Consider the following 24247-nt stretch of genomic DNA (forward strand, 5'->3'; position numbering starts at 1 on the left):
AACGTCAACAGACCCATGTATCGTAGCATAACTGGCTATTTTTTAATAAATGCTTTGTATAATAAAAATCACGTTTCGTAAATAAAAAAGGCATGCTGTGCATACCTCTTTACCGTTAGATAACAATTTAATTATCGGCTAGAACATTGCTGCTGATCATCTTCATATACTGGCGTGTGTTCTATATATTGGCGATTTGCCAAAGCCTTTTGTGCCTGTTTATCCTCACGTAACAAAATAAATGTAACCATTACCATCGCTAGACTTAGTGCAGTTAAATAACTATATGTGACTGGCATTTCAAAAGTGACTTGAACTCCAAAACGGACCACTTCCAATAGCCCCCAAAAGAACATCCCTGCAAGCATAAAACCAAGCCAACGACGGTAAGGAGAAAAGAAAACAGCAACAAGCGCGACAGCGATCAAGCTGAATCCGGCGATAGCGGCAAAATTCGCTGTTACCATAGAAACCTCCGTCTTAATGAAAACGTCTAAAAAGATTCGGTCTTAAAAACCCGACCTCATTCCAAAAACAACTTTAATTCATAATTTGTGTTGAAGCTTAGGATGCATTATGGATGTTTTTTTTTAGAAAAAAAGACCCGTTATTTCTTAATGCGACACACTTTGTCGCAACATTCTTTTGTCATTACATTTTTGTAAAATTAAAAAAGTTCGATTCCCTATATGGCATCAATTCTGGCGTGTCATTACAAAAAAATATGCTGTTTTTAAGGACCAAAATAAGTTTTTTTCAGATTTTTTTATTGCCTTTTTTCTGTGCACGATTTGAGCATAACACCCTTGATTTTATAACTATTCTGCATAAAAAAAGCGCTACTCTGAAGTAGCGCTTAAAGCTTAGCACTATAGGTTAAGCACGGTTTAAATCTTTGTCATGCATACCCAGTAAATACAGCACACCATCCAAACCAACACTTGAAATAGCCTGATTTGCATTTTGACGAACTAAAGGTTTAGCACGGTAAGCAACACCTAGGCCCGCAATCGCAAGCATAGGTAGATCGTTTGCACCATCTCCTACCGCCATGGCTTGTTCTAAAGAAATGCCCATTTTATTCGCAAGTTCGCGTAATAGCTCAGCTTTACGTGCGCCATCAACAATCGCACCTTTAACCTCACCTGTTACAAAGCCATCTTGCACATCTAAAATGTTGGCATGAACTTCATCAATACCAAGTTTGCCTTGTAGATATTCAGCAAAATACTGGAATCCACCAGATAAAATTGCCGTTTTATAACCAAGTGCTTTTAAAGTCGAGATGAGACGCTCTGCACCTTCAGTAATAGTTAAACGCTCTGCAATTTTAGGTAAAACAGCAGCATCTAGCCCTTTTAATAATGCAACACGAGCACGGAAGCTTTGCTGGAAATCAAGTTCACCTTGCATCGCTCTTTCAGTAATTTCAGCAACTTGTGCGCCTACCCCTGCTTCAATCGCCAGCTCATCAATAACTTCTTGTTCAATTAATGTTGAGTCCATATCAAAGCAAACTAAACGACGGTTACGTCGATAAGCGTTGTCTTCTTGAACAGCAACATCAATGTTTAATTCGCTTGAAAGACGTAAACATGCTGCACGCATGGCTTGTGCGTCTAAAGTTGGACCACTACTTAAACCAAACTGTACACATGCACGACGTGGAAATGCGCTATCCTTTTCAAAGTCGACACGGCCTGATAAACGGGTAACAGTTTCAATGTTAAAGCCTTGGCTAGACACAATTTGTGTAACTGCTTGTAAGTGGGCAGCAGTGAGTTCAGGTGCCAAAGCCGTGACGATATAACGAGTACGACCACCTTCACTTACCCATTGATCGTATTCTGCGCCTGTGATTGGTTTAAAGCGCACTGTTAAGCCAATATCATGTGCTAAAATCAGAATTTCTTTCATTGCCAATGCGGTCGCAGTTTCATTATCTGACGCGACTACAATGCCCAATGTGAGTTGATTATGAATAACAGCCTGACCTACATCCAGTATTTGCAATGAATGTACGGATAGTACTTGCATTAATCGGGTAAACTGGTTTGGTTGGTCTGGTCCTAAAAAGGATATAAGAATGATTTCTCGCATGAATTGACTCTAGTCTGAGTGACAACTATTGTAAGAATCATAATCGAATTTCAATATAATTGCCTTGGAAGTTTAACTTGATTGCGCCTAGACAAGGGCTATTTGCTAGCCTACTGATCGTTAGTTTTGCATTGCATACCTTTTTATTGGTGATTGCAACGACACACCAGCTCAATGAAAACCGTGCGAGTCAAGGTCAGCTCATGACCAGTCAGCTCGTTGCAGACAGCTTATCCGAGCTAGAACCGGCAAATACGGTCTCTTTAGCTCTGATTGCCAATCGCTATGCGACCAATCCAAGCGTTGCGTCTATTCGCATTCTTGACGCCAACAAACAAGTGTTGGCAACGAGCGGAATTTCGAAAACTCGCCAAGGTGAGATTTTTGCTCGCGATGCGCTGCAAAATGAAAAGAAAGTGGGTTCTATCGAGATTACGCTTATTCAGCCAAGTATTGGGGAAATTCTCCGCACTCAATGGCTGGCAATCTTAGCTTCTCTGTTTTTGCATGTTCTATTATGGCTTGCCTATCGCGCCATTGCTCGTCCGACCCGTAGCGAATATTTGGCACGTATTAACGAAGAAAACCGCTTAAAACATGAAATTCAGCAGTTAACTCAGGCATTGGCTCTAGAAAAACAAAATACAGTAACGTTGGTTGCTCAAGCCCAACAACAAGCGAAAGGTAAACCAGCGGTTCGTCCTCAGCCAGAGAAAACAGCAGATTCAGCTGACCAACATATGTTGGCACTCAATATTCAGTTTTATGACCCTAAACAGTTATTAAGCAGTGTTAACCAGTCAGTATCTGTTCCGTACTTTAAACTCTGTCAGCTCTTTTTAAACAAGAGTATTGAGTTATGCGTTAAGCATTACCAGTTAAAGCTATCGGACATTGAAGTCGTAAATGAATTTAATGCTGAAGGCGCTACACTTGCGATTTCAACTTCGCATACTCACGCTGTAGAGTGTCTGCTTATGGTTGGAACCGTATTCCAATTGCTCTCTGACGTTTTATATAAACGTTACCGCGAAGATAAACGCTTTGCTTTGCAAACGCGTAGTGCAACTTGTAATGCTGTGGAAGCGATGCAAATTGATGCGAAAGAAGCTGCTCAACGTTTAGCACAGCATCTTCATGCGAAAGAATCTGCTTTATATCTTGAGAATGATCAACTCAAGGCAATTCAAGACAGCTATCAACTTGTTGCAATGCCAAATCCAAGCAATGTCATGACTCGCCATGCCTTTATGATCAATGGCATGAATGCAGAGTGTGCTGAACTTGCTCAAAATATCCGGACTGAAATTTTGATGGGGAAAAAATCAATCCCACAAAATGATAGTCCAAGCAGTGCAGCTTCCTAAAAAGTAAGTGCGCATATTGGAACCTAGCCTTTTGGCTAGGTTTTTTTTATTTAAATTCATCGTTTTTATTTTAAATTATTCCATTTTCTTATGATTTATTTGTATAAATAAAGCTGGATCTATTCTATCTCGTTGCAAATTTGGATAAATCAGAATCATAGGCAAAATTCTCTAAACAGCGTAAACTATGCAAAATTTATTAAATAGAAATTGTCTTACGACAAAAAAAGGTGAAAGCGAATGCCGCTGAGTCGTGTTGAAGATCTTGTCGCCGATATTCGTGCAGGCAAAATGGTTATCTTGATGGATGACGAAGATCGTGAAAATGAAGGTGATCTTGTCATTGCAGCAACGCATGTTCGTCCTGAAGATATTAACTTCATGATTACCCATGCACGTGGTCTAGTTTGCCTAACGTTAAGCCGTGAGCGCTGTAAGCAGTTAAACCTTCCATTGATGGTTGACCAAAACGGTGCCCAGCATAGTACAAACTTTACACTATCAATCGAAGCAGCTGAAGGTATTACAACTGGTATTTCAGCAGCAGAGCGTGCACATACAATTCAAGCTGCTGTCGCAGCGCATGCAAAGCCAAGTGATATTGTACAACCGGGCCATATTTTCCCATTAATGGCACAGCCAGGCGGTGTTCTACATCGTGCGGGTCATACTGAAGCGGGCTGTGATTTAACACGCCTAGCAGGTCTTGAACCAGCTTCTGTCATTTGTGAAATCATCAATGAAGATGGCACAATGGCACGCCGTGCAGATTTAGAAATTTTTGCTGAGAAGCATGGCTTAAAAATTGGTACAATTGCGGACTTGATTCACTATCGCATGACCAATGAGCAAACGGTTGAACGTCTGGATCAAAAAACCATTCAAACAGAATATGGTTCATTTGAACTCTATCGTTATCGTGAGATTGGTAACCCAGACATCCATTTGGCTTTAGTCAAAGGCGAGCCAAAAGAAGGTGTTACAACAGTACGTGTACATGGTTTCAGTCCAATTCGTGATTTGCTTAAGCTAAATAAGGCTGATGGTGAACCTGCGTGGAATCTAGACCGTGCACTACAGACAATTGCAGCGAGTGATCGCGGTGTTTTAGTCTGGATCGGGCAAGATCATTTGCAAGACTTGGGACCAGCGTTGGATGATTTAAATAAGCCAAAACCGGTGAAATCCAATGCAGCACTTTCACATCAATATCAAACCATTGGTGTAGGCGCTCAAATTTTGCGTGACTTAGGTGTTGAAAAAATGAAGCTTCTTAGCTCACCATTACGTTTCAATGCTTTATCTGGCTTTAATTTAGAAGTAGTGGAATATGTCACTGCTGATCAAATCACAACGAAATAATCGAGGTTGCTATGGCAATTCGCCGTATTGAAGGTTTATTACATCTCGCAAGCGAAGGTCGTTATGCGATTTTAGTGGGTCGTTTCAACAGTTTTGTTGTTGAACACTTATTGGATGGTGCAATCGACACATTAAAACGTCATGGTGTAAATGAAGATAACATTACTGTTATTCATGCTCCTGGCGCATGGGAACTCCCGATTGTTGCTAAAAAATTAGCTACATCAAACCAGTTTGATGCAATCATCGCACTTGGCGCAGTTATTCGTGGTAGCACACCACACTTTGACTTCGTTGCTGGTGAATGTGCAAAAGGTTTAGGTGTAGTCGCGTTAGAAAGCAGCTTGCCTGTCATCAATGGTGTATTAACTACTGATAGCATCGAGCAAGCCATCGAACGTTCAGGTACAAAAGCAGGAAACAAAGGTAGCGAAGCTGCTTTAACTGCAATTGAAATGGTTAATTTATTAAAGGCAATTTAAAGCATGTCTCAAACACTGCAAGCCGCTTATGCAGCAAAACGCAAAGCACGTCGTTTTGCTGTACAAGGTATTTATGAGTGGCAAATGAGTCACAATCCTGTACATGAAATCGAAGCACGTACTCGTGCTGAAAATGCGATGCACAAGGTAGACTTAAATTACTATCACGAACTGTTAACGCAAGTGATTGCACAGCGCGAAGATCTTGATGCATTGTTAATTCCGGTACTTGACCGTGAACTTAGTGCACTTGATGGTGTAGAGCTCGCAACCTTACGTTTAGGTGCTTACGAGTTACGTGATCATTTAGAAGTACCTTATCGTGTAGTTCTTGATGAAGCCATTGAACTCGCCAAACACTTTGGTGGAGCAGATAGCCATAAATACATTAATGGCGTTTTAGATCGTTTAAGTTCAACACTACGTAGTGCTGAAAAACAACAAGCAAACTAATAGGTTTGAAGTTGATATGGCTGAGTTTTCTATTATTGACCAATACTTTAACAGACAATCTTACACAGATGTCACCTTAGGTATTGGAGATGACTCAGCCTTAATCACCCCTCCCCAAAATCAACAATTGGTGATCTGTGCAGATACACTAGTTGCTGGTCGTCACTTCCCTCTTGATACCTCTCCCCATGCAATTGGCTGGAAAAGTGTGGCTGTCAATCTTTCAGATATTGCTGCCATGGGTGCTAAACCTCATAGTATTTTACTTGCGTTAAGCTTACCTACCATTGACCATGAATGGCTTGAAGGATTCAGTCAGGGAATCTATGACTGCTGTAATCAATTTGGTGTTGCTCTCATTGGTGGAGATACGACCCAAGGTCCACATCTCACCATTACCGTCACGGCTATGGGCTGGATTGAAACCGGACAAGCTGTGTTACGTTCAGGCGCAAAAGTCGGTGACTATGTTTGTGTGAGTGGTCAAGTTGGAGATGCAGCTTATGGTTTACAACACCTAGGTCATCCCTTACAACAACGACTAGACTACCCAACACCACGTTGTCAGCTTGGACAACAGTTGAAGGGTCTTGCTTCTAGCATGATTGATATTTCTGATGGATTAGCCCAAGATTTAGGCCATATTTTAAAAGCTTCAAAGGTCGGTGCTCGATTACTTTTAGAAAAGTTACCGATTGATTCAACGCTAGAGAAACTACCAGAACAGCAGCGTTGGCAATATGCGCTAGCTGGTGGTGATGACTACGAATTATGTTTTACAATAACACCGCAAAATTATGAAAAACTTTTGCAAAAACAACTAGACATTAAGATTACAATGATCGGACAGATCGTTGAGCAAACTCAACTAACTTTTGAGCATTTGGGTTCAGATTACCCATTGCAAATTCATGGATACCAACACTTTGCATAAGCCGCCGATTCATTTTAAAGACATGTCTTGGTTCAACCGCTGCATCGTTTTCTGTGGAGTTGGTTTCGGATCTGGTCTCGCACCTAAAGCCCCTGGTACTTTTGGCTCTGCCTTTGCCCTACTCTTCGTTCCGATCTGGTTATCGCTTGGATTTAACTTAAGCTTAATCGCGATGATTATCATGTCCTTGGTCGGGATTTATATCTGTGGTCAAACTGCAAAAGTTATAAACGTACACGATGATGGTCGAATTGTGTGGGATGAATTTGCAGGGCAATCTATTACCTTTCTTCCTCTCATTTACTTACAACAAATGAACTGGATGTGGGTGATCGTCGGCTTCATATTATTTCGAATTTTCGATGTTTGGAAACCTTGGCCTATCCGTGTTATTGATCGTCAAGTGCATGGTGGTTTTGGTATTATGCTTGACGATATTATTGCCGGTGTATGGGCTGCTCTTTGTACACTAATTATTATCCATTTGACTTAATCATTAGAGTTATACATGTCAACTACCGTCATTATTCTTGCTGCTGGCAAAGGAACGCGTATGCGTTCTCAGCTTCCTAAAGTACTACAACCTTTAGCAGGTCGCCCACTATTAGGGCATGTCATTCAAACAGCAAAACAATTACAAGCTAAAAATATTATTACGATTTATGGTCATGGTGGTGACCGCGTACAACAAACATTTGCCCAAGAAAATATTCAGTGGGTTGAACAAGCTGAACAACTTGGTACAGGTCATGCAGTACAAATGACTTTACCCGTACTTCCAAAAGAAGGTGTTTCACTGATTTTATCAGGCGATGTACCATGTATTAATGCAAATACGCTACAAAAATTATTAGATGCATCGACCCAGACAGGAATTGGCTTAGTTACGCTTACTGTAGATGATGCAACAGGTTATGGCCGTATCGTGCGCCAAAATGGCAAAATCCAAGCCATTGTTGAACATAAAGATGCAAACGAAGAACAACGCCAAATTAAAGAATTTAATACAGGCATTTACTGTGTTAGCAATGCAAAACTCCATGAATGGTTGCCTAAACTTTCAAATGAAAATGCACAGGGCGAATATTACTTAACCGACATCGTTGCAATGGCAATTGCAGATGGTTTAGAAGTTGCCTCTGTTGAACCAGAGCTTGCTTTTGAAGTTGAAGGTGTAAATGACCGCTTACAACTTGCAGCTTTAGAACGCCAGTTCCAGCAAGAGCAAGTCAAAAAGCTAATGCAGCAAGGCGTAATGTTCTTTGATCCTGCACGTTTTGATTTACGTGGCTCTGTAAAAGTTGGACAAGACGTTCGTATTGACATCAATGTTATTATTGAAGGTGAATGTGAGCTTGGTGATTTTGTAGAAATCGGCGCTGGCTGTATTTTAAAGAACACCAAAATTGCAGCAGGCACTAAAGTTCAAGCCTATAGCGTTTTTGATGGCGCAGTTGTAGGCGAAAATGCTCAAATTGGACCATTTGCACGCTTACGCCCAGGGGCTAAATTGGCAAATGAAGTGCATATCGGCAACTTTGTTGAAGTTAAAAACACATCGATTGGGCTAGGTAGTAAAGCTAACCATTTCACATACTTAGGTGATGCAGAAATCGGTGCGGAATCAAATATTGGGGCAGGTACAATTACTTGCAATTATGACGGTGCAAATAAACACAAAACCACTATTGGCGATGCCGTTTTTATCGGTTCTAATAGCTCGCTGGTTGCTCCGGTGACCATTGGGAATGGCGCAACAGTTGGTGCGGGTTCTGTGATTACGAAAGATGTAGCCGAACAAAGTCTCTCCTTTGAACGTGCGCAACAAATTTCAAAAGCAAATTATCAACGTCCCCAAAAGGTTAAAAAATAAGAGGATTGAAGTATGTGTGGTATCGTCGGAGGCGTTGCAGAGCGTTGTGTAACCGAGATTTTAATTGAAGGTTTAAAACGTCTTGAATACCGTGGTTATGATTCTGCGGGTGTTGCTTTACTAAATAATCAACAAATTTTACGTGAGCGCCGTGTAGGTAAAGTCATCAATCTTGCAGATGCAGTTGCTGAACACCAACTTACAGGGGCTATCGGCATTGCGCATACTCGTTGGGCAACACACGGTAAACCAACTGAAAATAATGCTCACCCGCATATGTCCGGTAAGGTTGCTGTTGTACATAACGGTATCATTGAAAACTATCAAGAACTAAAAGATGACCTTCAAGCTTTAGGTTATGTTTTTACTTCTCAAACAGATACTGAAGTTGTTGCACACTTAGTTGCTGAAGCTCTAAAAAGTACAGATAGCCTTTTAGAAGCTGTTGAAACTGTTGTACCACAGCTTAAGGGTGCTTACGCTTTAGGTATTATCCATAGTGATTATCCAGATGAACTGATTACTGTACGTGAAGGTTCACCTTTAGTGATTGGCGTGGGTATTGGCGAAAACTTTATCAGTTCAGACCAACTTGCTCTTTTACCGGTGACGAACCGCTTTATGTACCTAGAAGAAGGCGATATTGCCCGTCTTACACGTACTTCAATTGAAGTATTTGCAAATGGCGAACGCGTTGAACGTCCAGTGCGAGAGCTTGATGCAACCGTAAGTAGCGCATCAAAAGGTGAATACAAGCACTACATGCTCAAAGAAATTTATGAGCAACCAGAAGCAATCAAGCAAACGATTTCTCAAGCACTTGATGGCAATAACTTACGTGATGATTTCTTGAAAAATTCTGAAGCAGATTTCAATAAAATTCAAAGCGTACAAATCATTGCTTGTGGTACAAGTTACCACTCAGGAATGATTGCGAAATATTGGTTTGAACAACTGATTGGTGTGCCTTGCCAAGTTGAAATCGCGAGTGAATTCCGCTATCGCACCCCTGTAATTGTTGAAAATACACTTTATATTTGTATTTCACAGTCAGGTGAAACAGCCGATACATTAGCGGCACTACGCGAAACTCAAAAACGTGCGAAAGCCAACAATATCGATATTCAGACTTTGACTATCTGTAACGTTGCGACGTCTTCAATGGTTCGTGAAACTGATCATCACTTATTGACGCTTGCTGGTCCTGAAATTGGTGTTGCATCAACTAAAGCGTTCACGACTCAGCTCGCTGCGCTTATGTTGTTGATCCTTAAAATTGGACAAGTGAAACAACGTATTAGCCCTGCTATTCTTGAAGAAATTACACGTGAGTTATGGCACAGCCCGAAAGTTATTCTTGATACCCTCAAAAATGACCCAGAAATTTTGCGTTTGTCTGAATTATTCGTTGAAAAAAATCACTGCTTATTCTTAGGCCGTGGTACGAATTATCCAATCGCATTGGAAGGCGCATTAAAGCTTAAAGAAATTTCATATATTCATGCAGAAGGCTATGCAGCTGGTGAGTTAAAACACGGCCCGTTAGCACTCGTTGATAATGAAATGCCAATCGTGATTCTTGCGCCAAATGATGAAATGCTTGATAAGCTCAAATCAAATATGGAAGAAGTTCAAGCACGTGGTGGTGAATTATTTGTTTTCGCTGATGAAAATAGCGGAATCAATGAAAAAGACCGTCAGCACGTTGTACAAATTCCAGCGGTAAACGAATGGTTAGCTCCAATTATTTATAGCGTGCCAGTACAGTTATTGTCTTATCACGTTGCTGTATTACGTGGTACAGATGTTGACCAGCCACGTAACTTGGCGAAGTCAGTAACTGTAGAGTAATTCAAAAGAGATCATTATTAAGGCATCACCTGCTTTAATAACTGATTGATTAAGCCCGATATGTGTAAGTGCATATCGGGCTTTTTTATTGCGTTCATAACGCCTCACAGCCCCTTTCCCGTGAAAGAAAATCGAGTTTAATAATAGAGAAGTCCCCTAGGACCCTGTGTCACAACGGACTTTTTACTTTTGCGCTGATTTAAAGTTTGAGAGATCATTGCGACACAGAGATAAAGGAGCTAAGCGAACTTAGCCCATTTCAGTTTTGTCGCAGCGTCGAATGATGCCGAACAAGTTAGGGGCAAAGTCCTGTGGGAGATCAGGACTTTGCAAACTGGTGTGTTTTAAACGTTGTACGGTTTGAGGTGAATACACCTGTGCAAGCTGTTGGCAAACACAATTGCAACTGGCTTGCATGTGTTCACCTGACAAACAAATTCTTTTAAATTCCTGCTGAGCATTGGCATCATCATTTGTAATACTGTAAGCACCGACCATAAGGTTTAAAACTAATATAAATTTATGAAGTTTCATATTATTCTCATGATTATTTATATCTTTAAATAAAATAAAAATATGATTCATCTAAATATTAAAATATTTTTTTAAATAATAATTAACCCTCCCACAAATACAGGAAATTAAAATAATTAAAATTTTAAAATAAAAATAATTTATAGATTTAAAAAATCAGGTCGCAAAAAACCTAAATTTTAAATAAATAAAATAATTAAATAAGAGAGAAAATGAGTTTGAATAGTGGCATAGCCAACTCCTTAAAAAATGGAGTCCTACCACCAGATCACCGCGAATTAATTTATGGTGGTAGAACGAAAGAGGGTTAGCAGACTGACCTAGCGACCAGCACGCGCGAACGCGTCCCCCTTCCGCCCTACCATAGAGAAAAAGGGGGCACAAAGGTTCAACACGGGAAATACTGAGAAAGTATAACCCGACACGCTAGGGTACGGTCTGCTAAAACCGACTGGCAATGTAGGCCAGCAACGAAATCATAATTGGTATAATAAAGAACGTCAATTTATTTTAATAAAAAAGTTTAAATATAATAATTTTATTCATATTTAAATAATATTATTCTCTTTATTATATTTATGGCTTTTAATTAAATTTAAAATATAAACTTAGGTTATATACATTTAGTTAATAAAATAGATTAATCGTTAATTCTAATTTAACAGTTTATATAAATATGTCTAAGATGACGAAAACACTATGCATAAAACATCTTATAGAAAGCCCCTACTCCATAAGATGATAAGCGAACACCTCTTACCATCTTTTCGAGAGCTTATTTTTCTAAGCTTTTACGGGTAAATGTGCACCTAACAAAGAAAAAGTAACATCAATACGTTGTACAGATTTAAAAGTATATTGGGCTTTTTATTGTGCTCATAAAGCTCTAAAGCATAGTTTCTGGCTTTTATTAAGATATTCTAATAAATATATCTAAATCAATATATTATATACAAAAACCAACAAAAACACTCGGATTTATAGATATGAAATTATGGTATAAATCACGCTTCGAAATTTACTTGATAACTATTAATTTCGACTATTACAAAAACTTTCTAATTATAAGGAGTGACTTATCATGGCTAATGGATTCCCAGAAGGAAACTTTAGAATCATTAACAAAGAAACAGGTGCATGTATTTCAAGTCTGTATGGTGGCCAAACCCATGGCTTACAAGATGCTGTAACTGCACGTGGTGAAACGGGTGTCTTACCTTACTCTCATACAAATGACCGTGAATTTACGGTACATGACAAGGTTAAAAACATAGAAGAAGAGCTTTGGTATTTTGACAGTCACGCAGACGGCTGGGGTCGTAGAGTGAATATGCTTTATAACAAAGTGACTGATATTCGCTCTAGTTGGGCTCTCGGTGCTCGTGTTGAAACAGATGCGATTGCATATAAATTATTAGATAAAGATTTAGAAAATTTCCTTAATCTTTTACCAAAGCAAGATGAAGAAACACTCGCCCACTTAAAAACCAGTGATTGTCTTGATATTGTTGGTTTATTAGAGACATTTATTCATAGTAACGGCGAAGAAAATATTAAATCCGAACTCATTGGCAAACTCGATGAGACTAAGCTGAACGAATATTTAAATGCCGTACTCGCTCATGAGTCAATTCGTCGTATTGAGCAAAAGTTCCATGAATATGCTTCCTCTCCTTGGCTCTTTTTAAATATTCCTGAACTTAAAGGTTTGTCTGAAAATCCTTTCGCTCAGCATAACGAACAACTCTATAAAATTATTCTTGCCGCTGTGCAATTAGATGTCTTGGATCAAAAAGATTGGACTACAAGGTCAGAGTTCCGATTGCATTTACGCCATGACAATATCGATGCTCTTCTAAAAAATATGAAGAAAGAGAGCATGATGGAACTTCATGTAAAAGCATATAAAGAATATGAAAATACTCAAGACCTTAAAAAAGAAGCCGTAAAAGTCCTTCTAGAGCTTAGAAAAACGCTAGATTTACATACGAATGAAAAAAATATGGATACGGTCAAAAAGATTTTAAAGGTAAGCTTAAAATCAAATGAGTCTTTTGAACAACTGCAAACAGCGTTAAACAGTACCAATGGTAAAGAATTAAAACCAGTTAATTGGCACAGTGGCGATGTTTTCTTGCAAGGCGCGGGTCGCCAGTACCAAACTAAATGGGCATTTGAAGATGGTTATATCTTTGTAGAAGGCCAACCAGATGCTGTACTAACACATCTCTGGGGTTCATCTGTAGGTATTAGTCAACGATCTAATGACCCAAAACAGCGCTGGGAACTTAAAAGTGCTTAATTAGCAGTGACTCCAAAAGCTAAATAAGCTTATTTTCAATCATCCAAAGAATTTAAAATCATTCTTTGGATGATTTTGGGTTTTGTAGAAGTAAATCTGATTATAAAATTGAAATACTTATAAATTTCATATACTTTAAATTGTTTAAAATTCACTCAAAAATAGTAACAATAAGATAGGTAAAACATGATTTCTTTAGAGCTTTTCATTACATTTTTAATTACTACAATTATTTTTGCTTATATTCCGGGTCCGGCAATGCTTTATACGGCTGCACAGACGCTTTCTCGCGGCAGAAAATCTGGTTTGATGGCAGCATTTGGAATTTTCTTAGGAGGTTGTTTTCATATCATTGCAGCCTCTTTAGGCTTAACGACCATCTTTCAAATTATTCCAAAACTCTATGATATTATTAAGATTTTAGGTGCTTTGTATTTAGTTTGGTTAGGCATTAAATTAATTAGATCTACCTCGTCCCCTACTGTTCAGCAAAATGTTGAAAATGGTCAATTATCTTTAAAGCAGAGCATTCTGGTCGAAGTTTTAAACCCTAAAACCGCTATTTTTTATATCGCATTTTTACCTCAATTTATTAATACCTCATTAGATTTTCCAGTTTGGTCTCAATTCATCATTCTGGGACTGATTGTGAATCTAATCTTTGTTTCTGCTGATATTGTTTGTGTGTTTTTAGCCAATTACATCAGTCAAAAATTAACTAAATCAAAGAAGCCCCAAAAATCTATGTCAGTTATGGGTGGACTCATTTTTATGGGACTAGGCGTTTTTCTTGGCTTTAAAAACCAGTAGTTTCTACGGGTAAATGTTTACCTAACAATGAAAAAGTAACGTCCGCAACTTCCAACGGGTCTGAACTGGTCCAAATAATATGATTCCCCTCATTTGGACTTTCAGAACTTAACTTATATTGATTGAGCTGCCGAATTAATTGCGCTGTTACAGCTTCGGAAGGCTCAATAATTTGGATATCACAACCTACAATTTCCTGAATCGTATTTGAGACAAACGGATAGTGTGTGCATCCTAAAATAATCGTATCGACTTTTTGCTCGACCAACGGCGCCAAAATATTTTCTAAATAATCCTTAACTTCCGCGGTATGTGCTTTGCCCGTTTCGATTTTTTCGGCTAAACCAATACAAGGTACTAAAGACACTTTAATATCTTGCGCATACGTTTCAATTAAACTTTTTAAGTTTTTGCCCTTAACCGTCGTTGCAGTTGCCAAGACAGCAATATGCTTACTTTGTGTGATTGCTACAGCAGGTTTTACGGCGGGTTCTATCGCAATCAGTGGAACACTAATTTGTGCTCTAATCGTTTCAATCGCTACAGCCGTCATGGTGTTACAAGCAATCACGATCGCCTTACATTTACCCTGTGCAACTAGATTTGAAATTAGATGCGTGGTTCTTGAAACAATCCAGTCACTCTCTTTGTCTCCATAAGGGACATATTTCGAGTCGGCGAAGTAGATAATGTCTTCATTCGGAAGTGCCTGCCGAATGTACTTAAATAGAGACAGCCCACCTAAACCAGAATCAATCATTCCAATCGGGTTATTCTTCTGGTTCATTATTTTTCCAATTTTAAATTCTAAAAGAAACTATATTTTTCATTATTATATTCTGTTTTCTATCGGTTTTTACATCAGGCCCAACGAGGACCTGACCTAAATTTCGAATTTTATTTTAAGCTGCCGCTTTTTGTTCCTTAATCCAATTTTTAATACGGGCATCCAGTATATTTAAAGGCAATGTTCCTGCATTTAAGATCATGTCATGGAATGCTTTGATATCAAAACGATCTCCAAGCTCATGTTTCGCGAGCTCTCGTAGCTCTAAAATTTTTAGTTGGCCCATCTTGTATGCCAATGCTTGTGCAGGAATAGCAATATATCGATCAGTCTCTGCCTGAATATCTAGTTCATCTAAAGCAGAATGTTCTCGCATAAAATCAATCATTTGCTGACGAGTCCACTTTTTATAATGTACACCAGTGTCAACCACTAACCGACAAGCACGGAACAACTCGCTCGATAGTCTTCCATAGTCTGAAAGTGGGTCTTTATAGAAACCAACATCTTTACCCAGTTGCTCTGCATAAAGTGCCCATCCTTCAATATAAGCGGTATGGTTGGGTTGCTTTCGGAACATCGGCAAATTTGGCAGGTTTTGGGCAATATCAATCTGCATATGATGCCCCGGAATTGCCTCATGGTAAGCGGTCGCTTCCATTGATATTTTTGAACGTTCAGAGAAGTCCCCTGTATTTACATATACTTGTCCGGGGCGTGAACCATCAGGCGTGCCTTGGTGATATTCCGCACCTGCCGCTTCTTTTTCTCGATATTGCTCTACAGGTAAAACTTCGACTTTATTTTTAGGTAATAAACCAAAGAGCTTCGGCAACTCTGGTTGCATTTGGGCAATATACCCCCGATAAATCTCTAAAATTTCTTCGCGAGATTTTGGGAAAACAGCGGGATTTGTTTTTAAGGATTGTTGGAAACTTTTTAAGTCATTGAAACCTTGTGCTTTCGCAATTTTCAGCATTTCCGCTTCAATACGAGCAACTTCTTTTAATCCGAGCTGATGAATATTTTCAGGGCTTTCCAACGTGGTCGTATTATTTTCTACATAATAGCGATAAAGCTCGTCACCGTTTGGCAAGCTCCATATACCCTCGTGTTGTCGTCCATAGGGTAAGTAATCTTTCTGAATAAACGCGCCAAGTTTTTGATAGGCAGGCCGAACATGCTGATCTATGGCCTGTAGCATTTCACGGCTTAAACGTTCTTGTTCTGCTTTCGAAATGTTGTTTGGAAATTGCTTTAATGGAGAAGCAAACACACTGTCCGCCCCTGCTGGAGCTGCAATGCTATTAATCTGCTTTGCCACTTTTTCAATTAAATATTTCGGTGGCATCAAGCCGTCTTTTTGCCCTTGTTTCGCTAACTGAATACCTTGATCAAGAATAAGAGGGATTTGTTTTAAACGAGCAATATAGTCTTGATATTGCTTCGCATTATCGAATGGAATCGAACTAATAAATCCCGGAAATTGTAAATGTAACCCCCACATTTGATTAAAAGGCATCTCATACAATTTCAAATCATAATTTTTAAGTGACTCTTTCAACTGATAAATCATTAAATCTTTATTTAATTGATCAGTTGCTGAAAACCCTGTGCTATCAATTGCTTCAAAACGTTTTAAAAAATTTTGTGTACTTTTTTTATCTTTCTCGATCTGATTTTTTGAAAGCTCAGTCCATCGATTGTTGTAGCGTAAATCTCCTAAAGTAGTTGCAGTTTCAGGATTATTTTTCAAAGTATATTCCCACTGTTCTTGTAAAAGCTGGTTTAAAGCTTTCACCCGAACAGAGACATTACTGTTTTGTTTAGATTGTGATTTTTCGATGGTATTTGTATTTATTTCGGGGGTTGCAGCACCAGAAGAATGAGACATCCAAAATAAAACACTGATACAAGCAAAATGTAAGGTTCTGTTTTTCATTTAATTATCCAGAAATATTTAACAAAGGTTAAAATAAAGACAAAACAAATTACGTGCCAAGCAGCATATAAAATGGTGTAAAAATCGAGTATTTTTTTAACTCAATGATTTTATAAATTAATTTTCTTTTTAATTAAATTATTTATAGTTGCTATCTATATTCCGTATCTGACTTTAATGTTTCAGACACTTAAAAAAGTGCACATGAGCGATCTCAGTGCACTTTTTAATTTCTACATTAAAAAATCTTTCTCAAGAAAATAAATATTGATAAACAATATACGCAGCCAGTTTTGCTGTTCTATTGTCTAAATCAAATTTTGGATTGCACTCAGCAATATCTAAAAGCTTGATTTTTCCAGTCTCTTGAATATGCTTAAAAATTGCTTCAAAAGTGGCTAAATCAATTCCTTTTACAGCAGGCGCACTGACTCCCGGTGCAACCGCAGCTGCGAAGACATCTAAATCAATCGTAACGTACAAACAGTCTACTTTTTCAATAAAAGCATCAACCGCCGCAAGTACGTTGTTCAGGTTAAAAATATTAACCTCATGATCACGTAAATATGAGCAATTTAAAGCATCGGCTGTATCAAACAAAACTTTAGTATTGGCATGGTTAGCGACCCCAATACATAAATAATTAAATTGTTTTTGATGTTGTTCTGAAAGTCGAGCTGCTTGTAAAAAAGGTGTTCCAGAGGTGGCATGCTCTGCTTCACGCAAATCAAAATGGGCATCGAAGTTAATAATTCCTATTTTTTGTTCAGGCGCATGTGCTTGTACATATTGGAATAAACCGCTAAAGCTGCCAAATGCGACTTCGTGTCCACCGCCCAATACAATCGGTTTTAAACCAATTTGCAAGCTGTTTGCGACTTGTTCAGCTAACTCAGCTTGTGCTTGCTCTAAATTCTCATATTCGCAGGTCACTGTACCCAAATCGACCAGACTGACTGGTCGATGAATAGGTAAATTGGCAAGCTGGTTACGGATTGCATCTGGAGCATCTGCCGCACCGACTCTACCTTTATTACGTTTCACGCCTTCATCAGAGCTAAAACCAATCAGCGCAAATTCAGCATGTTGAGTTTTGTTGATAATATGATGAATGCGTTGGTGTGCGTCACCTTCGCCATCATGGCGGCCTTGCCATTTAAATGTGTGATTCATGGTGATACCGTTTAAAAAATAACTTCTTGTCCATGCTGAATTACTCGCTTAGGCAAATCTCCGCCAAGCCAGTAAACAATTTCAGATGGATGCTCAATATCCCAAGCCACAAAGTCAGCGACTTTACCTTGCTCTAAACTACCGTGCGTTTGCTCTAAACCGAGTGCTTGTGCAGCATGAATGGTGACACCCGCTAATGCTTGCTCAGGTGTTAAACGGAATAACGTACTGCCCATATTCAGCATTAAACGTAAAGAAAGTGCTGGAGATGTGCCCGGGTTTAAATCACTCGACAGTGCAATACGCACACCATGCTTAATCAGGCTTTCAACTGGTGGATATTGTGTTTCACGCAGCAAATAAAAAGCACCCGGCAATAACACAGCAACCGTACCCGACTCTGCCATGGCTTTAACATCATCTTCGGTCATGTACTCTAAATGGTCGGCTGACAAAGCATGATAACGTGCTGCCAAGCTTGAACCACCTAATGATGAGAGCTGCTCGGCATGCAGCTTAACGGGTAAATTTAAAGACTGTGCTGTTTTAAAAACACGTTCAACTTGAGCTGGTGAAAATGCTAAATGTTCACAGAAGGCATCAACTGCATCGACTAAACCTTCAGCATGTAGTTTAGGCAGCATTTCTGTACAGATATGGTCGATATAAGCATCGCTTTGATCTTTGTACTCTGGCGGTAAAGCATGAGCAGCCAAACAAGTACTTTTTACCGTCATTGGTAAAGCTTCACCAATTTGACGAATGACACGCAGCATTTTGCGCTCATTTTCGTAATTGAGTCCGTAACCAGATTTGATCTCGATGGTTGTTACACCGTCTTGTTGCATACAACGAATGCGCTTAAGCGCCGAATTTAATAATTGTTCTTCACTTGCTTCACGGGTTGCACGCACTGTGCTGGCAATACCGCCACCGCTTGCTGCAATTTCAGCATAGCTCACACCTTGCAAGCGTTTTTCAAACTCAACACTACGGTTGCCACCAAATACACTATGCGTATGACAGTCAATAAACCCTGGGGTTACCCAAGCGCCTTTTAAGTCAACTGTTTCTGAATATGTGTCGGTAGGAAGTTGTTGTTGTTTTCCAATCCACTGAATGAGATGCCCTTCTGTGACAATTGCTGCATCTTCAATGTAAGAATATTGCCCATTTTGCATGGTCGCAATGTGGCAATTTTGCCAAAGTTTTTTCATGAGCCTTTCCTCAAAACTGCCCAATAGTTAAACCATTGGGCAGTTCATTTGTTAGCTTTCTATCTCAACATTTTGCTGGATAGGATTACTTTCCTTTCCCAGATTTTGCTCTGGTTTTACCCATATGCGATAAGCAATAGTTAAGAGTACAAGCCATGTTATACCTACATAAATTGCAGGACGTGAATCAGGGAAATAACCCATCATGACTAAAATGAACACCATAAAACCAATCGCGAATGCAGGTGCATATGGCCAACCCCATACAGGGAAATCAAGTGCTTTAATTTCAGCAGTAGATAATTTACGGCGCATTGCCACTTGCGAAAGCAAAATCATGAGCCAAACCCAGACGGTTGCAAAAGTCGCAATTGATGCAATGATCATGAATACATTTTCAGGAATCAGGTAGTTCAGTACCACACCCGTCAATAGCACACCAGCCATCACCACAACAGTCATCCATGGCACACCATTACGTGACAATTTTTGGAAGATTCGAGGTGCTTGACCACGGTTTGCCATACCATAAAGCATACGGCCTGCGCCGAATACATCACTGTTAATTGCTGAAACAGCCGCTGTAATCACGACAATATTTAAAATATTTGCTGCTGATTTAATGCCTAAATTTTCAAAAATCTGGACAAATGGACTACCTTGGCTACCAATTTGGTTCCATGGGAAAATCGACATCAGAACAAAAATCGTGAGTACATAAAAAAGTAAAATACGAACTGGAACAGCATTAATTGCTTTTGGCAAAGTCGTTTTCGGATCTTGAGACTCACCCGCTGTAATGCCAATAATCTCAATACCACCAAAGGCAAATACCACTACAGATAAACATGCCACCAAACCTGCAATACCATGCGGCATAAAACCGTCATAAATCCATAGGTTTGAAATACCCGGTACGAAATTGCTATGATCAGCTTGGAAGCCATAGAACATAAGCCCTAAACCACCTAGAATCATGGCAACAATGGCAGTAACTTTGATAATGGATAACCAGAATTCGAGCTCGCCAAAAACTTTAACGTGAATTAAGTTAATAGCGCCTAAAAACATAATTAACGATAAAATCCAGATCCACCTCGGCACATCGGGATACCAGAATCCCATATAAATACCAAAAGCAGTGACATCGGCAAGTGCAACAATCACCATTTCAAATACATAAGTCCAACCTGTGGTAAAACCTGCCAGTGGACTAATGTACTGTGATGCGTAGTGGCTAAATGAACCGGATACTGGGTTATGGACAGCCATTTCACCCAGTGCGCGCATAACAATATAAATTGCAATCCCTGCAACGATATACGCTAGTAATACTGAAGGCCCAGCCATTTTAATGGCAGTTGCCGAACCATAGAAAAGCCCAGTTCCAATTGCTGAGCCCAATGCCAAGAAACGAATGTGACGGGTGTTCAACCCCCGCTGTAGTGTGGAGTTTTGTGACATTATAATCTCCAATCCTTGAGGATATTTAGTTAGATTCGGCCACTCCATGTGACCGTTTTATTAATCACACTTCAGATAGACTAGGGAGTAGGTTTGGAATAATTAACTCGTTTAGACAACCACTCGAAAGTAATTCACTTGCCTGTTCAATATCAGGAGCAAAGAAACGGTCTTCGCTGTAGTACGGCACTTGAGCGCGCAAGATTTTACGGGCTTGTTCAAGTTTAGGCGAGCTTTTTAGGCCTTCACGGAAATCTAAACCCTGACAAGCGCCTAACCATTCAACAGCTAGAATGCCGCGCACGTTATCGGCCATTGGCCAAAGTCGTTTACCTGCGTTAGGCGCCATCGAAACATGGTCTTCCTGATTCGCTGAAGTCGGTAAACTATCAACACTCGCAGGATGTGCAAGTGCTTTGTTATCACTCGCAAGCGCTGCTGCTGTAACTTGAGCAATCATGAAACCTGAGTTAACGCCACCATTTGCGACCAAGAACGGTGGAAGCTGTGACATGTGGCGGTCCATCATCATCGAAATACGACGTTCTGAAAGTGAACCAATTTCTGCAATTGCCAATGCCAGATTATCTGCCGCCATAGCAACAGGTTCTGCGTGGAAGTTACCGCCTGAAATCACATCACCTTCTGCTGCAAAAACAAGAGGGTTATCAGACACTGCGTTTGCTTCAATTGCTAAAACTTCAGCAGCCTGACGGATTTGAGTTAGACATGCACCCATCACCTGTGGCTGACAACGTAAAGAATACGGATCTTGAACTTTGCTACAGTCTTCGTGTGAATGTGCAATTTCACTTGATTCTGTTAAGAGGTCACGATAAGCCGCAGCCACATCAATTTGACCACGTTGACCACGTACTTCATGAATACGTGCATCGAACGGTGAACGTGAACCCAGCATTGCTTCGACACTTAAACCACCGCATACAGTTGCAGCAGCAAATAAATCTTCAGCTTCAAACAAACCACGTAAAGCATAAGCGGTCGAAACTTGTGTACCGTTTAGAAGTGCCAAGCCTTCTTTAGCTGCTAAAGAAATTGGCTCTAAGCCTGCAATTTTTAAAGCTTCAACTGCTGGTATCCATTCACCTTTATAACGCGCCTTACTTTCACCCAACAAAATCAATGACATATGTGCAAGTGGTGCTAAGTCACCCGAAGCACCTACTGAGCCTTTAAGAGGAATGTGCGGATAAACTTCTGCATTAATTAAAGCCAACAATGCATCAATGACTTTACGGCGAATACCTGAGAAACCACGTGCCAAGCTATTTGCTTTCAATAGAATAATTAAACGAACCATTGCATCATCAAGTGGCTCACCTACACCTGCTGCATGCGAAAGAACCAATGAACGCTGTAATTGTTCTAAATCTTCAGGAGCAATCTTGGTTGAAGCAAGTAAACCAAAACCTGTGTTAATGCCGTAAGCTGTACGCCCTTCATTTACAATCTGTTCTACACAAGCCACGCTTGCGTTGATTGCAGCTGAAGCACTGTCATCTAATTTAACTTTAATCGGGTTGAGGTAAGCTTGACGTAAATCAGCTAAGGTTAATTTTCCCGGTTGGATCAATAATTCCATGTTGGCTTCCTAATTTTTGGCACTATATTCTGCTGAGACGGTGCTTTTCACAATTGCAAAAAGCACCGCTAGTTCTTTCCATGTGTTTTTATTGAGTGATCATTGGCAAGTTTAAGCCTTGCTCTTTCGCACAGTTAATCGCAATTTCATAACCTGCATCGGCATGACGCATAACACCTGTTGCAGGGTCATTGGTCAGTACGCGAGCAATACGTGCAGCAGCGTCATCTGTACCATCACACACAATCACAACGCCTGAGTGTTGAGAGAAGCCCATACCTACACCGCCACCATGGTGTAGAGACACCCAAGTTGCGCCGCCTGCTGTATTTAACAATGCATTTAATAAAGGCCAGTCTGATACTGCATCTGATCCGTCTTGCATTGCTTCAGTTTCACGGTTTGGACTCGCAACTGAGCCTGAGTCTAAGTGGTCACGACCAATTACGACTGGTGCAGATAATTCACCACTACGAACCATTTCGTTAAAAGCTAAACCAAGTTTTGCACGTAAGCCTAAACCCACCCAGCAAATACGAGCTGGCAAACCTTGGAAGCTAATGCGTTCACGTGCCATGTCTAACCAGTGATGTAAATGTTCATCATCAGGAATTAATTCTTTAACTTTAGCATCTGTTTTATAAATGTCTTCTGGGTCACCAGAAAGCGCTGCCCAACGGAATGGGCCAATACCACGGCAGAACAATGGACGGATATATGCAGGAACGAAGCCAGGGAAATCAAAAGCGTTTTCTACGCCTTCTTCTTTCGCCATTTGACGGATGTTATTACCATAGTCAAATGTTGGAACACCCATTTTTTGGAAATCGAGCATCGCTTGTACATGCTTCGCCATCGACTGTTTTGCAGCTTTTACAACAGCTTCGGGTTCTGTTTTTGCACGTTCACGGTATTCATCCCAAGTCCAACCTACTGGTAAGTAACCATTCAGTGGATCGTGTGCACTTGTTTGGTCTGTTACCATGTCTGGACGCACACCACGGCGAACAAGCTCAGGTAAAATCTCTGCAGCATTGCCATGAAGTGCAATTGAAATAACCTTACCTTCTTTCGTGTAACGGTCGATACGCGCTAAGGCATCATCTAAATCAGTTGCTTGTTCATCTACATAACGCGTACGTAAACGGAAATCGATACTTGCTTGTTGGCATTCAATGTTTAAAGAACACGCACCTGCAAGTGTTGCAGCTAAAGGTTGAGCACCACCCATACCGCCTAAACCAGCAGTAAGCACCCAACGACCATTTAAATCACCATTGTAGTGTTGGCGGCCTGCTTCAACGAAAGTTTCGTAAGTACCCTGCACAATGCCTTGGCTACCAATATAGATCCATGAACCTGCTGTCATTTGACCGTACATTGCGAGTGCTTTTGCATCTAGCTCGTTAAAGTGTTCCCAGTTTGCCCAGTGCGGTACAAGGTTTGAGTTTGCAATTAAAACACGTGGTGCATCTTTATGAGTTTTAAATACACCGACTGGTTTGCCTGATTGAACTAATAAAGTTTCATCAGTTTCAAGATTTTTTAAAGTATCTACAATTTTGTCGAAACATTCCCAGTTTCGTGCTGCACGGCCAATACCACCGTATACAACCAACTCTTTCGGGTTTTCTGCAACGTCCGGATCAAGGTTATTCATCAACATACGTAATGGAGCTTCAGTTAACCAACTTTTAGCCGTCAATTCAGTGCCGCGTGGCGCACGAATTTCTACATCACGAAATTTTGTTGTCGTTGTTGTTGTCACAGGCGGACTCCTTCCTTTGAGCTTACATCAGCAGAACATCACTTGTTTCTGCATTTGTATAGTAATGTATTAACTTGTATATACATCCATATACTACACAAATATTTTACGGCGTGAAGAGGCTTGCTCCTATTTTTTTGAAAAAAATTAATAAGCACATGAATTAAAATAATTTATTTTTATAATCCGCATAAAAAAAGCACATATCCTTTCACTAGATATGTG

19 protein-coding genes and 1 pseudogene are annotated in these 24247 nt (G+C 39.9%); 10 read left to right on the top strand and 10 right to left on the bottom strand.

Features of this window, described 5'->3' with window-relative positions:
- Nucleotides 1-131: 131 nt before the first annotated feature.
- Together aciT and serB are read right to left on the bottom strand one after the other, a co-directional pair.
- Nucleotides 132-467: a ciprofloxacin tolerance protein AciT gene (aciT, locus tag ACPF64_RS03665; RefSeq protein WP_002119105.1), complete on the bottom strand. Its 336-nt coding sequence runs from the start codon at nt 465-467 to the stop codon at nt 132-134.
- Nucleotides 468-876: 409 nt separating this feature from the next.
- Nucleotides 877-2100: a phosphoserine phosphatase SerB gene (serB, locus tag ACPF64_RS03670; RefSeq protein WP_017391083.1), complete on the bottom strand. Its 1224-nt coding sequence runs from the start codon at nt 2098-2100 to the stop codon at nt 877-879.
- 59 nt (nt 2101-2159) lie between these two features.
- On the opposite strand from serB, the gene ACPF64_RS03675 reads away from it, so the two are divergent.
- The 8 genes from ACPF64_RS03675 (at nt 2160) to glmS (ending at nt 10422) form a co-directional block, all read left to right on the top strand.
- Nucleotides 2160-3467 carry a hypothetical protein gene (locus ACPF64_RS03675; protein ID WP_080028018.1) on the top strand — a complete coding sequence of 436 codons (1308 nt, stop codon included), beginning with the start codon at nt 2160-2162 and terminating at the stop codon, nt 3465-3467.
- Nucleotides 3468-3707: 240 nt separating this feature from the next.
- Nucleotides 3708-4829 carry a bifunctional 3,4-dihydroxy-2-butanone-4-phosphate synthase/GTP cyclohydrolase II gene (gene ribBA / locus ACPF64_RS03680; protein ID WP_003654193.1) on the top strand — a complete coding sequence of 374 codons (1122 nt, stop codon included), beginning with the start codon at nt 3708-3710 and terminating at the stop codon, nt 4827-4829.
- A gap of 11 nt (nt 4830-4840) precedes the next feature.
- Nucleotides 4841-5311 (top strand): 6,7-dimethyl-8-ribityllumazine synthase, encoded by a 471-nt coding sequence (ribH, locus tag ACPF64_RS03685; protein WP_002119264.1) that lies wholly within the window; start codon nt 4841-4843, stop codon nt 5309-5311.
- Between the two features lie 3 nt (nt 5312-5314).
- Entirely contained in the window at nt 5315-5764 is a 450-nt protein-coding gene (nusB, locus tag ACPF64_RS03690; protein ID WP_005037915.1) for a transcription antitermination factor NusB, read from the top strand.
- A gap of 16 nt (nt 5765-5780) precedes the next feature.
- Nucleotides 5781-6698 (top strand): thiamine-phosphate kinase, encoded by a 918-nt coding sequence (gene thiL, locus ACPF64_RS03695; RefSeq protein WP_056482025.1) that lies wholly within the window; start codon nt 5781-5783, stop codon nt 6696-6698.
- Entirely contained in the window at nt 6676-7191 is a 516-nt protein-coding gene (locus ACPF64_RS03700) for a phosphatidylglycerophosphatase A family protein (protein WP_005044357.1), read from the top strand. The genes thiL and ACPF64_RS03700 overlap by 23 nt, the downstream gene beginning before the upstream one ends.
- A 15-nt stretch (nt 7192-7206) precedes the next feature.
- Nucleotides 7207-8571: a bifunctional UDP-N-acetylglucosamine diphosphorylase/glucosamine-1-phosphate N-acetyltransferase GlmU gene (gene glmU, locus ACPF64_RS03705; RefSeq protein WP_426455606.1), complete on the top strand. Its 1365-nt coding sequence runs from the start codon at nt 7207-7209 to the stop codon at nt 8569-8571.
- Between the two features lie 12 nt (nt 8572-8583).
- A complete protein-coding gene (gene glmS, locus ACPF64_RS03710; RefSeq protein WP_426455607.1) occupies nt 8584-10422 on the top strand; it encodes a glutamine--fructose-6-phosphate transaminase (isomerizing) in 1839 nt (612 codons plus the stop codon).
- Between the two features lie 239 nt (nt 10423-10661).
- Here glmS and ACPF64_RS03715 read toward each other — a convergent pair.
- Nucleotides 10662-10956: pseudogene (locus ACPF64_RS03715) on the bottom strand (hypothetical protein).
- 1081 nt (nt 10957-12037) lie between these two features.
- Between ACPF64_RS03715 and ACPF64_RS03720 the strand changes: the two are divergent.
- Together ACPF64_RS03720 and ACPF64_RS03725 are read left to right on the top strand one after the other, a co-directional pair.
- On the top strand, nt 12038-13258 hold the full coding sequence (locus ACPF64_RS03720) for a hypothetical protein (protein ID WP_426455608.1): 1221 nt from the start codon (nt 12038-12040) through the stop codon (nt 13256-13258).
- Nucleotides 13259-13444: 186 nt separating this feature from the next.
- On the top strand, nt 13445-14068 hold the full coding sequence (locus ACPF64_RS03725) for a LysE family translocator (protein ID WP_005300472.1): 624 nt from the start codon (nt 13445-13447) through the stop codon (nt 14066-14068).
- Here ACPF64_RS03725 and murI read toward each other — a convergent pair.
- The 7 genes from murI to hutU form a co-directional block, all read right to left on the bottom strand.
- Nucleotides 14055-14855 (bottom strand): glutamate racemase, encoded by an 801-nt coding sequence (gene murI / locus ACPF64_RS03730; protein WP_426455609.1) that lies wholly within the window; start codon nt 14853-14855, stop codon nt 14055-14057. The genes ACPF64_RS03725 and murI overlap by 14 nt on opposite strands.
- A 115-nt stretch (nt 14856-14970) precedes the next feature.
- Entirely contained in the window at nt 14971-16797 is a 1827-nt protein-coding gene (locus ACPF64_RS03735) for a DUF885 domain-containing protein (RefSeq protein ID WP_426455610.1), read from the bottom strand.
- Nucleotides 16798-17049: 252 nt separating this feature from the next.
- Nucleotides 17050-17970, bottom strand: coding sequence for a formimidoylglutamase (gene hutG / locus ACPF64_RS03740; RefSeq protein WP_426455611.1), 921 nt, complete (start codon nt 17968-17970; stop codon nt 17050-17052).
- Nucleotides 17971-17981: 11 nt separating this feature from the next.
- On the bottom strand, nt 17982-19187 hold the full coding sequence (gene hutI, locus ACPF64_RS03745) for an imidazolonepropionase (protein ID WP_426455612.1): 1206 nt from the start codon (nt 19185-19187) through the stop codon (nt 17982-17984).
- 51 nt (nt 19188-19238) lie between these two features.
- Nucleotides 19239-20651, bottom strand: a complete 1413-nt coding sequence (locus tag ACPF64_RS03750; RefSeq protein WP_132070679.1) for an amino acid permease — start codon at nt 20649-20651, stop codon at nt 19239-19241.
- A gap of 64 nt (nt 20652-20715) precedes the next feature.
- Nucleotides 20716-22254: a histidine ammonia-lyase gene (hutH, locus tag ACPF64_RS03755; protein WP_003654215.1), complete on the bottom strand. Its 1539-nt coding sequence runs from the start codon at nt 22252-22254 to the stop codon at nt 20716-20718.
- Nucleotides 22255-22342: 88 nt separating this feature from the next.
- Complete coding sequence (gene hutU, locus ACPF64_RS03760) at nt 22343-24022, bottom strand: urocanate hydratase (protein ID WP_004640122.1); 1680 nt, start codon at nt 24020-24022, stop codon at nt 22343-22345.
- Nucleotides 24023-24247: the final 225 nt, after the last annotated feature.

This window comes from Acinetobacter sp. KB005, assembly GCF_049949095.1.
In the GTDB taxonomy this organism is placed as follows: domain Bacteria; phylum Pseudomonadota; class Gammaproteobacteria; order Pseudomonadales; family Moraxellaceae; genus Acinetobacter; species Acinetobacter calcoaceticus.

Bases quoted from the DNA above. Each gene is read 5' to 3' on its own strand.
- ribH (WP_002119264.1), top strand. From the start codon at position 4,841: ATGGCAATTCGCCGTATTGAAGGTTTATTACATCTCGCAAGCGAAGGT.
- murI (WP_426455609.1), bottom strand. From the start codon at position 14,855: ATGAACCAGAAGAATAACCCGATTGGAATGATTGATTCTGGTTTAGGT.
- aciT (WP_002119105.1), bottom strand. From the start codon at position 467: ATGGTAACAGCGAATTTTGCCGCTATCGCCGGATTCAGCTTGATCGCT.
- ACPF64_RS03700 (WP_005044357.1), top strand. From the start codon at position 6,676: ATGGATACCAACACTTTGCATAAGCCGCCGATTCATTTTAAAGACATG.
- ACPF64_RS03735 (WP_426455610.1), bottom strand. From the start codon at position 16,797: ATGAAAAACAGAACCTTACATTTTGCTTGTATCAGTGTTTTATTTTGG.
- glmS (WP_426455607.1), top strand. From the start codon at position 8,584: ATGTGTGGTATCGTCGGAGGCGTTGCAGAGCGTTGTGTAACCGAGATT.
- ACPF64_RS03725 (WP_005300472.1), top strand. From the start codon at position 13,445: ATGATTTCTTTAGAGCTTTTCATTACATTTTTAATTACTACAATTATT.
- hutG (WP_426455611.1), bottom strand. From the start codon at position 17,970: ATGAATCACACATTTAAATGGCAAGGCCGCCATGATGGCGAAGGTGAC.
- hutH (WP_003654215.1), bottom strand. From the start codon at position 22,254: ATGGAATTATTGATCCAACCGGGAAAATTAACCTTAGCTGATTTACGT.
- ribBA (WP_003654193.1), top strand. From the start codon at position 3,708: ATGCCGCTGAGTCGTGTTGAAGATCTTGTCGCCGATATTCGTGCAGGC.
- glmU (WP_426455606.1), top strand. From the start codon at position 7,207: ATGTCAACTACCGTCATTATTCTTGCTGCTGGCAAAGGAACGCGTATG.
- serB (WP_017391083.1), bottom strand. From the start codon at position 2,100: ATGCGAGAAATCATTCTTATATCCTTTTTAGGACCAGACCAACCAAAC.
- thiL (WP_056482025.1), top strand. From the start codon at position 5,781: ATGGCTGAGTTTTCTATTATTGACCAATACTTTAACAGACAATCTTAC.
- ACPF64_RS03750 (WP_132070679.1), bottom strand. From the start codon at position 20,651: ATGTCACAAAACTCCACACTACAGCGGGGGTTGAACACCCGTCACATT.
- hutI (WP_426455612.1), bottom strand. From the start codon at position 19,187: ATGAAAAAACTTTGGCAAAATTGCCACATTGCGACCATGCAAAATGGG.
- nusB (WP_005037915.1), top strand. From the start codon at position 5,315: ATGTCTCAAACACTGCAAGCCGCTTATGCAGCAAAACGCAAAGCACGT.
- ACPF64_RS03720 (WP_426455608.1), top strand. From the start codon at position 12,038: ATGGCTAATGGATTCCCAGAAGGAAACTTTAGAATCATTAACAAAGAA.